This is a genomic window from Blastococcus sp. SYSU DS0616, from assembly GCF_054051015.1.
Window position 1 is genome coordinate 23,222 of sequence record NZ_JBJHAJ010000025.1, and the last position, 11,987, is coordinate 35,208.

The 11,987-nt window shown below is 75.6% G+C and carries 14 protein-coding genes and 1 riboswitch; of the genes, 7 read left to right on the forward strand and 7 right to left on the reverse strand.

Features of this window, described 5'->3' with window-relative positions:
• Nucleotides 1-4: 4 nt before the first annotated feature.
• Both ACI79K_RS16695 and ACI79K_RS16700 read right to left on the reverse strand, forming a co-directional pair.
• Entirely contained in the window at nucleotides 5-622 is a 618-nt protein-coding gene (locus ACI79K_RS16695; RefSeq protein ID WP_456589625.1) for a class I SAM-dependent methyltransferase, read from the reverse strand.
• A gap of 53 nt (nucleotides 623-675) precedes the next feature.
• Nucleotides 676-2,013 carry a DNA polymerase IV gene (locus ACI79K_RS16700; protein ID WP_456589626.1) on the reverse strand — a complete coding sequence of 446 codons (1,338 nt, stop codon included), beginning with the start codon at nucleotides 2,011-2,013 and terminating at the stop codon, nucleotides 676-678.
• Between the two features lie 124 nt (nucleotides 2,014-2,137).
• Here ACI79K_RS16700 and ACI79K_RS16705 point away from each other — a divergent pair, with 124 nt between their 5' ends.
• Both ACI79K_RS16705 and ACI79K_RS16710 read left to right on the forward strand, forming a co-directional pair.
• Entirely contained in the window at nucleotides 2,138-2,692 is a 555-nt protein-coding gene (locus tag ACI79K_RS16705; protein WP_456600253.1) for an NfeD family protein, read from the forward strand.
• Nucleotides 2,689-4,209 carry a flotillin family protein gene (locus ACI79K_RS16710; RefSeq protein WP_456589628.1) on the forward strand — a complete coding sequence of 507 codons (1,521 nt, stop codon included), beginning with the start codon at nucleotides 2,689-2,691 and terminating at the stop codon, nucleotides 4,207-4,209. The genes ACI79K_RS16705 and ACI79K_RS16710 overlap by 4 nt, the downstream gene beginning before the upstream one ends.
• Before the next feature lie 6 nt (nucleotides 4,210-4,215).
• Here the strand turns inward: ACI79K_RS16710 and ACI79K_RS16715 are convergent, their stop codons facing one another.
• The 4 genes from ACI79K_RS16715 to thiM all read right to left on the reverse strand — a co-directional run bounded on the left by ACI79K_RS16715 (nucleotide 4,216) and on the right by thiM (nucleotide 7,161).
• A complete protein-coding gene (locus tag ACI79K_RS16715) occupies nucleotides 4,216-4,887 on the reverse strand; it encodes a TenA family protein (RefSeq protein WP_456600254.1) in 672 nt (223 codons plus the stop codon).
• Complete coding sequence (thiD, locus tag ACI79K_RS16720; RefSeq protein WP_456589630.1) at nucleotides 4,884-5,696, reverse strand: bifunctional hydroxymethylpyrimidine kinase/phosphomethylpyrimidine kinase; 813 nt, start codon at nucleotides 5,694-5,696, stop codon at nucleotides 4,884-4,886. The genes ACI79K_RS16715 and thiD overlap by 4 nt, the downstream gene beginning before the upstream one ends.
• Nucleotides 5,693-6,355, reverse strand: a complete 663-nt coding sequence (gene thiE / locus ACI79K_RS16725; RefSeq protein ID WP_456589631.1) for a thiamine phosphate synthase — start codon at nucleotides 6,353-6,355, stop codon at nucleotides 5,693-5,695. The genes thiD and thiE overlap by 4 nt, the downstream gene beginning before the upstream one ends.
• On the reverse strand, nucleotides 6,355-7,161 hold the full coding sequence (gene thiM / locus ACI79K_RS16730) for a hydroxyethylthiazole kinase (RefSeq protein WP_456589632.1): 807 nt from the start codon (nucleotides 7,159-7,161) through the stop codon (nucleotides 6,355-6,357). The genes thiE and thiM overlap by 1 nt, the downstream gene beginning before the upstream one ends.
• Nucleotides 7,155-7,248, reverse strand: a riboswitch (TPP riboswitch). It overlaps the preceding gene by 7 nt.
• 81 nt (nucleotides 7,249-7,329) lie before the next feature.
• On the opposite strand from thiM, the gene ACI79K_RS16735 reads away from it, so the two are divergent.
• The 3 genes from ACI79K_RS16735 (at nucleotide 7,330) to ACI79K_RS16745 (ending at nucleotide 8,841) form a co-directional block, all read left to right on the forward strand.
• Nucleotides 7,330-7,833, forward strand: coding sequence for a DUF3291 domain-containing protein (locus tag ACI79K_RS16735; RefSeq protein ID WP_456600255.1), 504 nt, complete (start codon nucleotides 7,330-7,332; stop codon nucleotides 7,831-7,833).
• Nucleotides 7,830-8,483, forward strand: coding sequence for a Type 1 glutamine amidotransferase-like domain-containing protein (locus ACI79K_RS16740; RefSeq protein WP_456600256.1), 654 nt, complete (start codon nucleotides 7,830-7,832; stop codon nucleotides 8,481-8,483). The genes ACI79K_RS16735 and ACI79K_RS16740 overlap by 4 nt, the downstream gene beginning before the upstream one ends.
• Nucleotides 8,484-8,586: 103 nt before the next feature.
• Entirely contained in the window at nucleotides 8,587-8,841 is a 255-nt protein-coding gene (locus tag ACI79K_RS16745) for a hypothetical protein (RefSeq protein ID WP_456589635.1), read from the forward strand.
• A 12-nt stretch (nucleotides 8,842-8,853) separates the two neighbouring features.
• Here the strand turns inward: ACI79K_RS16745 and ACI79K_RS16750 are convergent, their stop codons facing one another.
• Nucleotides 8,854-10,437 (reverse strand): helicase, encoded by a 1,584-nt coding sequence (locus ACI79K_RS16750; RefSeq protein ID WP_456600257.1) that lies wholly within the window; start codon nucleotides 10,435-10,437, stop codon nucleotides 8,854-8,856.
• A 372-nt stretch (nucleotides 10,438-10,809) separates the two neighbouring features.
• Here ACI79K_RS16750 and ACI79K_RS16755 point away from each other — a divergent pair, with 372 nt between their 5' ends.
• Nucleotides 10,810-11,646 carry an alpha/beta fold hydrolase gene (locus tag ACI79K_RS16755; protein ID WP_456589637.1) on the forward strand — a complete coding sequence of 279 codons (837 nt, stop codon included), beginning with the start codon at nucleotides 10,810-10,812 and terminating at the stop codon, nucleotides 11,644-11,646.
• Complete coding sequence (locus tag ACI79K_RS16760; protein ID WP_456589638.1) at nucleotides 11,643-11,978, forward strand: YnfA family protein; 336 nt, start codon at nucleotides 11,643-11,645, stop codon at nucleotides 11,976-11,978. Before ACI79K_RS16755 ends, ACI79K_RS16760 begins: the two co-directional genes overlap by 4 nt.
• Nucleotides 11,979-11,987: the final 9 nt, after the last annotated feature.

The window sequence follows — 11,987 nt, forward strand, 5'->3', positions numbered from 1 at the left end:
CTGCTCAGGCGGGGCGCAGCACCGCCACCAGGAAGTCGGAGTCGGGGGTGAACGGCCGCAGGTCCCACGTGGAGAGCAGCAGGTCCGGCTCCCAACCCGCCGCACGGGCGTCGGCGAGGAAGTCGTCGAACGCGTAGCCGCGGCCCGCGCCGAAGCCGATGACGGCCCGGCCGTCCGGCGCGATGTGGGCGCGCAGCCGGCGCAGCACCGCGCCGCGGGTGGACGGCGCGAGGAACGCCATCACGTTCCCGGCGCTCACGATGGCGTCGAAGGGCTCGTCGATGCCCTGCTGCGCGGGGAGGTCCAGCTCGGCGAGGTCGCCGACCAGCCACCGCGGACCCGGGTGGTCCTCCTCGGCCGCGGCGATCAGCACCGGGTCGACGTCGACGCCCACCACCTGGTGTCCAACCTCGTGCAGGTGGGCGCCGACCCGTCCGGGGCCGCAGCCTGCGTCCAGGACCCGCGATCCGCGCGGCAGCATCGCGTCCACGAGCCGCGCCTCCCCCACCAGGTCCATCCCCTGCTCCGCGAGGGTGCGGAACCGCTGGACGTACGCGGCGGAGTGCTCGGGGTCCTCCTGGGTCATGCGGGTCCAGGCGCTGGGTTCGGGACGACCGGTCATGGAGCCGTTCTACACGGGCGCCGGCCGCACCCGGAGCGCGCCGCCCGTCGCGGTCAGCCGGGTGCCCTCCAGTCGGGTGGCTCGGCGGGGTGCAGTGCCGGGTCGTCGGCGGCCAGCGTGCGCACCGGGCCCGGCGGCGTCAACGGGCCCTCGAACCGCACCGTCACCCGGCCCAGCCCGCGGCCCCACACCCAGCCGGCCCCCAGCTCCTCGTGCCGCACGTCCTGCCCCGGCCACCAGCGCTTCTCGACCGGCAGCTCCGGCTCCGCGGCCGCCTCCGGCTCGGGCGCCGCGGCCTCGTCGGGCGCGTCGTCCTCGGTCGCGAACAGGTCGCCCTGCGCGTAGAGGGACAGCCCCGACACACCCACCCCGAGCAGGCGCAGGCCCCCACCGGTCCCCGCCTCGGTGAGCAGGCGGCGGGCCGTGGCGGCGATCAGCCGGGCGTCGTCGGTGGGCTGGGCCAGGGTCTGGGACCGGGTGATCGTGGTGAAATCGTACCGGCGCAGCTTGAGGGTCACGGTGCGGCCGGAGTGCGCCGAGGCGCGCAACCGGCTGCCGACCCGCGCCGCCATCGAGTCGATCTCCCGATTCAGCACGGCGAGGTCGGTGAGGTCGCGCTCGAACGTCTCCTCGTGCGACACCGATTTCACCCCCCGGTCGGGGACGACGGCGCGGTCGTCCTCGGCGCGGGCCAGGGCGTGCAAGCCGGCGCCGTGGGCGCGGCCGGCGAGCGCCACGAGGTCGGGCAGCGACTTGGCGGCCAGGTCGCCGACCGTGCGCACGCCGACCTGGTGCAGCCGCTCCGCCGTCGCCGGGCCGACGCCACCGAGCCGCGTGACCGGCAGCGGGTGCAGGAGGTCGAGCTCGCCGCCCGGCGGGACGACGACGAGGCCGTCGGGCTTCTGCAGGTCCGAGCCGATCTTCGCCATCAGCTTCGAGCTGCCCACGCCGACCGACCCGGTGACGCCCCCCGTGGCAACGGCGATGCGCTCCTTGAGCCCCCTGGCTAGTTCCGTCACACCGGAAACGGAGAGGTCGTGCCCGGGCCCGGCGGCGAGGTCGACGTACGCCTCGTCGATCGAGACGGGTTCCACCAACGGGGAGAGCTCGCGGAGCAGGTCCATGACGACGTCGGAGGTGCGGCGGTAGGCGGGGAACCGGCCACCGAGGAACGCCGTCCCCGGAGGGCACCGCCGGCGCGCCTCCGCGGTGGACATCGCCGACCGCGCCCCGTACGCCCGGGCCTCGTAGGAGGCGGTGGCGACGACGCCGCGACCGCCGACGCCACCGACCACGACCGGCCGGCCGCGCAGCGAGGGCTTGTCGCGCTGTTCGACGGCGGCGAAGAAGGCGTCCAGGTCCAGGTGCAGGATGCTCGCCTCCCGCCTCATGCCCCCGATGATCGCCCGCCCCGCGCAGGCGGGGGTCGCCGGGCTCCCCCGGGCGAGCGACTTCCTTGCCTGGGCGGTCACGGAACTGCCAGGCTCCCCGACGACGACACGCGGAGGGAGCTGGGTGGACACGACGACGGTGACGTTCCTCGTCGTCGGCGCGCTCGGCCTCGTCGTGCTGCTGCTGGCGACGGTCGTGGGGGAGATCGGCGACCTCGGCGGCGACGTCGACGGTCCCTTCTCGGTCCCGGCCATCGCCGCACTGCTGGGCGGCATCGGTTTCGGCGGCGCCGCCGCGACCGCGCTGCTGCCCGCCGGGCTCCCGACCGGCGTCACCGCCCTGCTCGCCGCCGTGGCCGGGCTGGTGGTCGCCCTGCCCCTGGCCTGGGGCGCGGTGCGCCTGTCCCGGGCGCTGCGCGACATGCCGACGCAGGAGACGCTGACCCGCCACCACCTCGCCGGGGCGCAGGGCGTCGTCGTCTCGGCCGTCCCCGCCGGCGGCTTCGGCGAGGTCCGGCTGGCGCTGGCCGGCCAGCCCCTCAAGTTCTCTGCCCGCAGCGACACCTCGCTGCCGGCCGGCACCCCCGTCTACGTCGTCGAGGCACTCAGCGAGACCGCCGTCCAGGTCGTCTCCACCGCGACGGATCCCCTCACCGAGCCCGGAGGCACCCACACGTGACGCTGCTCTACGCGATCGGCGGCATCGTCGCCCTGATCATCCTGCTCGTCCTGCTGGTGCTGTCCCGGATCAAGGTGGCCGGCCCCAACCAGGCGTTCATCGTCACCGGGCGCCAGGGTCGCCAGGTCACCGACACCAGCGGCGTCGTCTCCCGCGACCAGTCCGGCCAGAAGGTCGTGATGGGCGCGAGCGTCTTCGTGCTCCCGGTCGTGCAGAAGCTGCACACGATGGACCTCTCCAGCCGCCGGATCCCGGTCGGTATCCGCGGTGCGGTCAGCAAGCAGGGCGTGAAGTGCGACCTCGAGGGCGTCGCCATCGTGAAGGTCGGCGGCACCGAGAGCTCGATCCGCGCGGCCGCCCAGCGCTTCCTCAACCAGCAGGAGGGCATCGACACCTTCACGTCGGAGGTGCTCGCCGGTGCGCTGCGCTCGATCGTCGGCCGGCTGACCATCGAGGAGATCATCCGCGACCGGGCCGCCTTCGCCTCCGCCGTCGCCGAGGAGGCCGAGTCCTCGCTCACCGGCCAGGGTCTCGTGCTGGACACCTTCCAGCTGCAGGACATCCAGGCGGAGGGGTCCTACCTGGCCGACCTGGGCCGCCCGGAGGCCGCCCGGGTGCTCAAGGAGGCGAGCATCGCCGAGGCGCGCGCCCGGCAGGCCGCGCAGCAGGAGCAGTTGCTGGCCGACGAGGCGATCGCGATCGCCCAGCGCCAGCTGGCGCTCAAGCAGGCGGAGATCACCGCCGAGACCGACGCCGCGAAGGCCCGCGCGGCGGCCGCCGGGCCGCTGGCGCAGGCCGCGCAGGACCAGGCGGTCCTCATGGAGCAGGAGAAGGTCGCCGAGCGGACGGCGGCGCTGACCGAGCGCCAGCTCGACACCCAGGTCCGCCGCCCGGCCGACGCCGAGCGCTACCGGGTCGAGCAGGAGGCCGAGGGGCGCAAGAACTCCGCCATCCTCACCGCCGAGGCGGAGCGCCAGGCCACCATCGCCGCCGCCCAGGCCGCCGCCGAGCAGGCCCGGCTCTCCGGGGAGGGCGAGCGGGCGCGGCGCTCGGCGCTCGCCGAGGCGGAAGCGATCGAGGGCGCCAAGCGCGGTGAGGCCGAGAAGCAGCGCCGCCAGGCGATCGCCGACGCGGTCGAGCGCGAGGGCGCCGCCGAGGCGGCCGCGATCCTCGCCCGCGGTCAGGCCGAGGCCGAGGCGCTCGATGCGCGCTCCGACGCCTTCGCCAAGTACGGCGAGGCGGCGATCCTGGAGATGCTGGTCAAGGTGCTGCCCGAGGTCGTGGGTGCGGCGGCCGCCCCGCTGTCCAGCGTGGACAAGATGACCGTCATCTCCTCCGACGGGGCGGGCTCGCTGGGGAAGTCGGTCGCGGCGAACGTCGCCCAGGGGCTGCAGCTGTCCGGTGACCTCACCGGCATCGACGTGGCAGCGCTGCTGCGCCGGCTCAGCGGCTCGGCGGCGCAGGGCGTGACCACCGTGCCGATCTCGTCGGACGGGGACGGCGCCTCCCGGGGCTGACGCCGGTCAGATCGCGACGGCCCACGCCTCGCCGGCGTGGGCCGCGCGCCAGAACTCCAGCTCGTACCGGGTGGCGATGGCGAACGCGGTGAGCATGGCGGCCTCCTGGTCGGGCGCGGTGCGCGCCGCGGCGTCGGTCAGCCGTCGGGCGGCGGCCGCGGCCTCCTGGAACGGGGCGACGTCGTAGGTGGCCACCCACCGGCGGTACGGGTGGTCGGCGGCGGCCCGCGCGGCGGGGGCCAGCCGGGCGCCGACGTCGGCGTACACCCAGTAGCAGGGCAGGACGGCCGCGGCGGCGACCGGGTACGGCGCGGTCGCCGCCGTCGCCACGAGGTAGGAGGTGTACGCCAGGCAGGTCGGCGACGGCTCCGGCGGGGCGCCGGCCTCCCCCAGCAGCTCCGAGCCGAGCAGGTCGGCGTGCAGCTGCGTCTCCACGACCGCGCAGTTCTGCGCCGAGCCGGCCCAGAACGCGGCCGCCTCCGGGTCCGGGGCGCGGGCCGCCAGCAGCGCCAGCGCGCGGGCGTAGCCGCCCAGGTACAGGGTGTCCTGCTCCAGGTAGTGGCGGAACGCCTCGGGTGCCAGGGTGCCGGCGGCCAGCTCGGCGAGGAAGGGCAGCTCGTCGATCGCCCGGCGGAGGTCGGCGGTCGCCGCCCAGGCCCGGTCGCCGAACCCCCTCACGCGGGCCAGATCCCGGCGAAGTGGTGCACCGGGCCGTGGCCGGACCCGATCCCCAGCGCGCCGCCCCCGGCCAGAGCCCGCTGCAGGTAGTCGCGGGCGGGCTCCACCAGGGCTGCCCAGTCCGGGGGCGCACCGGCGCGGGCCGCCAGCGCGGTCAACGCCGACGAGAGGGTGCAGCCGGTCCCGTGCGTCGCCGTCGTGGTCACCCGGGGGCGGCGGGTCTCCGTCGTCCCGGCGGACGTGGCCAGCACGTCGACGCTGTCGGGGCCGCCGAGGTGGCCGCCCTTCAGCAGCACCGCGCCGGGCCCGAGGTCGAGCAGTGCCCGCGCCTGCTCGTGCAGCCCGTCCACGTCGGTGGCCGGCTCGCCGTCGAGCAGCGCGGCGGCTTCGGGCACGTTCGGGGTGATCAGGTCCGCGAGCGGCAGCAGCTCGGTGCGGACGGCGGCCACCGCGTCGTCGTCGATGAGCCGGTGCCCGCTGGTCGCCACCATCACCGGGTCGCAGACGACCGGGCCGGGGCGCCGCTCGGCCAGCACGCCCGCCACCGCCCGCACCACGTCGGCGCTGCCCAGCATGCCGAGCTTGGTGGCGTGCACGTCGACGTCGTCGAGCAGGGTGTGCAGCTGCTGGGCCACGAAGTCGGCTGGCACCGGGTGGACCCCGGTGACTCCCCGGGTGTTCTGCGCCGTGAGCGCGGTGAGCACCGCCGTGCCGTACGCGCCGAGCGCGCTGAAGGTCTTCAGGTCGGCCTGGATGCCCGCTCCGCCGCTGGGGTCGCTGCCAGCCACGGTGAGCGCCGTGGGCGTCATCGCGCACCCACCGGGGCGAGCTCGGCACGGAGCGCCGCGGCCGCAGCGCGTGGGTCGGGGGCGGCGCAGACCGCGGAGACCACGCAGACGCCGTCCACCCCGGTGGCGGCCACGGCGGCGGCCCGGGCGGCGTCGATGCCGCCGATCGCCACGGCCGGCAACCCGCCCGCGTGCGCCGCGCCCGTCAGCTCCCGCACCGCGTCGAGGCCCAGCCCGGGGCCTGCCTCCGGCTTCGTCGGCGTCGCCCACACCGGGCTCAGGCCCACGTGGTCGACGGTGCCCGGCGGCAGCCGCAGGGCGGCGGTCAGGTCGGCGGTGCTCTCCACGGAGAGGCCGAGCAACCGGTCGGGTCCGAGCGCCGCCCGCACCTCGGCCGCCGGCAGGTCCTCCTGCCCGATGTGCACGCCGGAGGCGCCGGCCAGCAGGGCGACGTCGAGGGCGTCGTTCACCAGCACGGCCACGTCCGGCCGGTCGGCGAGCGCGGCCTGCACCGAGCGGGTCAGCGCCAGCAGGTCCCGGCGGGAGGCGTGTTTGTCGCGCACCTGGACGGCGGTGACCCCACCGGCCACCGCCGCGCGGACCACGTCGGCCACCGACCGTGGCCGGCACAGCTCCGTGTCGGTGACCAGGTAGAGCGTCGGGTCGAACGCCGGTCGCATCAGTCGCTCCGCACGTCCGCGCCCGCGAGGTCGTCGGGGCCGACGGCGTCCAGGGCGTCGAGCCAGGCGGGCGCGAACGTGCCGGGCCCCGTGGCGGTCTCGGCGGCCCGCTCCGCGGCGAGCGCGACGTGCGCGTGCCCTGCCACCGCACCGGTCAGGGCGTCGCCGGTCGCGGCGACGTAGGCCGCCACCAGGGCGCCGAGCGCGCACCCGGCACCCGTGGTGCGGGTCAGCAGCGGTGAGCCGCCGCCCACCCGGATGGTCCGCGCGCCGTCGGTGATCAGGTCCACCGCGCCGCTGACGGCCACCACACCCCCGGTGCGTGCCGCGAGCTGTGCGGCGGCGGTCGCCGCGTCATCGGCGCCGGCGGTGCTGTCGACCCCGCGGCCGCCGGCGCCGGCGCCGGCCAGCGCCATGACCTCCGAGGCGTTGCCGCGCACCACGACCGGCGAGAGCTCGACCAGCTCGCCGGCGAGCGCCGTGCGGTAGGCCAGCGGACCCACGGCCACCGGGTCGAGCACCCAGGGGGTGCCCGCCGCGCCGGCCGAGCGGGCGGCCAGCCGCATCGCCGCGGCGGTGCGCTGGTGCACGGTGCCCACGTTGACCAGGACGGCGGAGGCGACGGCGGCGAAGTCCTCGGCCTCCTCCGGGGCGTCGACCATCGCCGGCGCCGCGCCGACGGCCAGCAGGGCATTGGCGGTGAGCGTCTGCACCACCGTGTTGGTCAGGCAGTGGACGAGCGGTGCGTTCTCGCGCAGCGCCGCGCGGGCGGCGCGCAGGTCGACGACTTCCACAGCATCGGACATGCCGGTGACATCCCTTCGCCAGTGCGAACTGGAGCAGGTTCGACGGGTGTGTTCTCAGTCCCGGGCGGGACACCCCGTGCCACGTACGGGCTCGAACCTAGCGCAGCGGGCCGGGGGCCGTCACCACCGACCTCGTCGACGGACGGGCGGGTGCCCTACGGTCGGCCCGTGGACCACCACCTCGCCCAGGTCAACGTCTCCCGCCTGCTCGCCCCGCTCGACAGCCCCGTGCTGGCCGATTTCATGGCCGCCCTGGACGAGGTCAACGCCGAGGCCGACCGGGCGCCCGGATTCGTCTGGCGGCTGCAGACCGAGGACGGCAACGCCACCTCGGTGCAGGCGTTCGGCTGGGACGCCGCCGGCAGCCACGGCGTGATCGTGAACCTCACCGTCTGGCGGGACGTCGAGTCGCTGGCCGCCTACGTCTTCGGCGGGCGGCACGTGCAGATCATGCGGCGGCGCCGGGAGTGGTTCTCCCGCGCCGCCGAGGCGACGCCCGCGCTGTGGTGGATCCCGGCGGGCACCCTGCCGACCACCGACGACGCGGAGGCGCGCATCCGGCACCTGCGAGCGCACGGCCCGACCCCCGAGGCGTTCACCTTCCGCACGCACTTCCCGCCGCTGGAGGGAGCCGTGGCGCCGTCGTCGGACGACTGGCTCTGCCCGGCATGAGGCTGCTGCTCACCTCCGCCGGCCTCTGCGACCCGACGCTGGTCGCGGCGACGGAGGAGCTGGCCGGACGCCCGCTGAGCGGGCTGCGGGCCGCCGTCGTCCCCACGGCGGCCAACGTCATCGCGGGCGACAAGGGCTGGCTGATCGCCGACTTCGTGAACTTGCAGCGCGCCGGGTTCGCCGAGGTCGACATCGTCGACGTCTCGGCGCTGGAGGCCGAGGTGTGGGAGTCGCGACTGGAGGCGGCCGACGTCCTGGTGCTCACCGGTGGGGACACCACGCACCTGCTGCGGTGGCTGCGCCGCTCGGGCCTGGCCGACCGGCTGCCCGATCTGCTCGGTGAGCGGCTGCTGATCGGGATCAGCGCCGGCAGCATGGTGCTCGGGCCGCACCTCGCGCTGAGCCAGTCGGAGCAGCCGCGACCGGAGGACACCGTGGGCCTCGGCCTGGTCGACGTCCTGGTCGTGCCGCACCTGGGCTCGCCGTACTTCCCGAACGCGTCGGAGGAGGCCCTCCGGGAAGCGGCGCGCGACCTGGGGCACCGCGTGTTCGGGCTGGCGGACGGCACCGCGCTGGCCGTCGACGGCGACCGCGTGGCGGTCGTCGGCGCGGGTCCGCACCTGGAGCTCGAGCCGGCCGCGTCGCGATGAGCGCAGCCGCCACGGAGCCCGCCCGCGCGGTGTGTCGCGGTCTGCCGGATCGGGTCGGTGGTGGTCCCTTGCCCGCTCGTCGGTCGCCCGCCACGCTGGGCGGATGGTGCAGAGCGGAACGAGCGTGGGCACGGTCGTCCGGTGGGACGGCGACGAGGGGGGCGGCCTCGTCGAGTCGCCGGACCTCCCCGGCCACTGCTGGGTCGAGGTGGGAGCGCTGCATCCCAGCGCCCGTGGCTCCCTTCGCGCGGGGCAGGTCGTGGAGGTCTCCTGGACCGAGACGGGCGTCGGCGACCATCCCGTCCGGGCCGACCTGGTGACGCCTCGCGATGACCTGCAGGCCACGCCGGGAGCCTGAGCCCGGTGGAGCTCAGGCCTCGGTGAGGGCGGTGCTGGGCAGCCAGTCGGCGTCGAGCAGCTCGGCGATCTCCCGCAGCGCCGAGGTGTCCGCCCCGGCCGTGGAGCCGCTGACCGCCAGCCGCTCGACCATCACCCGGGCCACTTGCTCCTCGACCGTGTCGGCCGCGAACGCCACCCGCCACGGAGAGGCCTTCCCGTCGCGGTGGGTGCGCCCGGTGACCTGCCGGGCCTGGATGCCGGAGAACCGCGGCTGGTGGAACAACCCCACGCGGGGCGCCTCCGACGCCGTCGACCCGTCGGGCAGCAGCTCACCGGCGTGCAGGCTGATCGACGCGGTCACCGTGAAGACGCACACCGCCGCGTCGCCGCGCTGGAACCGCAGCCGCTCGGCCTCGACGTCGAAGCGGTCGCGCCCGTAGATGCCGGCCACCGGGATGCCGGCGTCCAGCAGCGCCTCGCGGATCGGATCAGCCGCCGTCTCCACGAACTCGACCGAGACCGCGACCTGCCGCTCCGCCTCCACCTGCGCCTTGATCCAGTCGACCGTTGCCTGCACGCGGATCAGCCCGGCCTTCTGCCGGAACCGCAGCAGGGCCGCGCGACCGCGGGCGGACTGCCGGCCGCGCCGGGCCAGTTGCATCTCCGCGCGGAACTCCGACCACTCGGCCTCGTACTGCGCCCGCTCGGCCGGGCTGAGCAGCACCGGCGTCCCCGTCACCGACACCGGTCCCCACGGGGCCGGGCGATGCAGCGTCGCCGGTGGATCGGCGTCGGCGAGCCAGGACTGCAACCGGGCGAGGTCGGCCCGGCGCTCGTCGGCGTCCTCGGTCCACTGCCAGCCGTAGCGGCCACGTTCCACGTGGAACGTGTGCCGCTCGAGCGCCTTCGGTAGGTCGGCCCAGTCCTTGATCGACTCCTCGTGCCGGTCGGCGAACTCCGGCGCCAGGTAGGGCAGCTCCAGGGGGGTGTGCGCCGGCGTCGCGGTCGCGGCCAGGACGTACGGGGTGTCCTTGACCCGCGCGGCGCCGGAGACGGCCTTCCAGTGCTTCCACCGCTGCGTCGTCGTGTGCCGCACCATGTGCGCCTCGTCGGCGACGACGACGTCGAAGCGCAGCTTCGCCACCTTGCTCAGCCGGTCCCAGGTGGTCACGCACCAGCGCAGGCCACCGTCGCCGAAGCCGGCGATCGAGCGCGCCCAGTGCGGGATGGTGATGGCGGCCGGCCGGTCGGCGATGACCAGCGCGGTGCGGACGTCGCGCTGCTCGGCGATCGCCTTGACCGCCAGGATCGCGGTTCCGGTCTTGCCGACGCCGGGATCGTCACCGAGGAGGAAGACCCTGCCCCCGGCGGCCGCATGGGCCGCCACCACGTCGGCGCCGTCGCACTGCTGGTCCCGTGGCGTGAGCGGCCGGGCCTCGGGAAGGGGGCGGGGCGCCTCGTTGAGCTCGTCCTCGAGGAAGCGCTCGAGGCTGTAGGGCGGCGGGTCGTAGGGCGCGAGCTCGGGCGGCAGGGACCGGCCCACCCACACGTGGGCCTGCAGGCCCGGGTGCCAGACCGCTCCCGGCGCGGGCGCGCGGAACGGCACGGCCAGCACCCACACCCTCTCCCCCGGGCCCGCGCTGGGCAGCTCGGGCGCGGCCTTCTTCGGCGTGGGCTTCCGCGCTGCCGGCTTCCGTGACGCGGCCTTCCTCGTGGTCCCCGTCGACCGTCGAGTGCTGGTCGCGCTCCGGCGTCGTCCTGGCATCTGCTCCCCCTCGTGGACCTCCCGGCACGGTAGAGGCGGGAAGCGACGCCGCCCCGCAGGAGCCGAGCGCGCCGCCGTCGGATCGTCGTGGACGTGTCGTCCCCGGATGGCGACCCCGCCACGTCGACGGCGGGTGCCTCGCGCTGGACGGCGACACCGGCGAGACGGAGGTGGTGCTGGACTGAGCGGGGCGCGGCGCCGGGCGTCTGGTGGAATCGCCGGGTGACGTTGAACCCCGAGGAGGCCCTCGCCGCCCGGACGCTGGGCGAGGCCGGACCGCGCGTCGTCTTCGTGCACGGGCTCTTCGGCCAGGGGAAGAACTGGACGACGATCGCCAGGGGGCTGGCCGACGACCACCGGGTGACCCTGCTCGACCTGCCCAACCACGGTCACTCGCCGTGGACCGAGCGTGTCGACTACGTGGACATGGCCGAGATGGTCGCCGCCGAGCTGGAGTCCTTCGGCGAGCCGGCCACCCTCGTCGGTCACTCCATGGGCGGCAAGGTCGCGATGCAGCTGGCGCTGCGCCGGCCGGAGCTGCTGCGCGCACTCGTGGTCGTCGACATCGCCCCGGTCGAGTACCCGCTGCAGGGCGGGCGGACCGAGGACCCCGACGAGGAGGCCTCGCCGTTCGCGGCCTTCATCGCCGCGATGCGGGCGATCGACCTGGGTGCGCTGGAGTCCCGTTCCGACGCCGACGCCGCCCTCCGCACCGCCGTGCCCAGCCGGATGGTGCGCAGCTTCCTGCTGCAGAGCCTCGGCCGGGAGGAGTCGGGGGACGGCTGGCAGTGGCGGCTGAACCTGGAGTTGCTCGAGCGAGACCTCGGCGAGCTGCGCGGCTTCCCCGATCCCCCGCCCGGTGCCGTGTTCGACGGGCCGGTGCTGTGGATCGCGGGGGCGAACTCCCACTACGTGCTCCCCGAGGACCGGCCGCACATGGACGCGCTCTTCCCGTCCACCCGGCTCGTGCGGATCAAGAACGCCGGCCACTGGGTGCACTCGGAGCAGCCCGAGGTGTTCCTCGAGACCCTCCGCCGGTTCCTGGCGGCCGTCGAGTGACCGTCGCCCGGTCCCTGGTCCTCTTCGCCCTCGCGGCCGTCGCCGAGATCGGCGGTGCCTGGTTGGTGTGGCAGGGGGTCCGGGAACACCGCGGCTGGGCCTGGATCGGCGCCGGCGTCATCGCGCTCGGGCTGTACGGGTTCGCCGCCACGCTCCAGCCGGACGCGAACTTCGGCCGGATCCTCGCCGCCTACGGCGGGGTCTTCGTGGCCGGCTCGCTGGCCTGGGGCATGGTCGTCGACGGCTTCCGGCCGGACCGGTACGACGTCGCCGGCGCACTGATCTGCCTCGTCGGCGTCGCGGTGATCATGTACGCCCCGCGCGGGGTGTGAGCCGAGCGG

Coding starts and splice junctions, on each gene's coding strand:
- ACI79K_RS16695 (WP_456589625.1), bottom strand. CDS start 622: ATGACCGGTCGTCCCGAACCCAGCGCCTGGACCCGCATGACCCAGGAG.
- ACI79K_RS16700 (WP_456589626.1), bottom strand. CDS start 2,013: ATGAGGCGGGAGGCGAGCATCCTGCACCTGGACCTGGACGCCTTCTTC.
- thiD (WP_456589630.1), bottom strand. CDS start 5,696: ATGACGCCCACGGCGCTCACCGTGGCTGGCAGCGACCCCAGCGGCGGA.
- thiE (WP_456589631.1), bottom strand. CDS start 6,355: ATGCGACCGGCGTTCGACCCGACGCTCTACCTGGTCACCGACACGGAG.
- thiM (WP_456589632.1), bottom strand. CDS start 7,161: ATGTCCGATGCTGTGGAAGTCGTCGACCTGCGCGCCGCCCGCGCGGCG.
- ACI79K_RS16740 (WP_456600256.1), top strand. CDS start 7,830: ATGAGGCTGCTGCTCACCTCCGCCGGCCTCTGCGACCCGACGCTGGTC.
- ACI79K_RS16745 (WP_456589635.1), top strand. CDS start 8,587: ATGGTGCAGAGCGGAACGAGCGTGGGCACGGTCGTCCGGTGGGACGGC.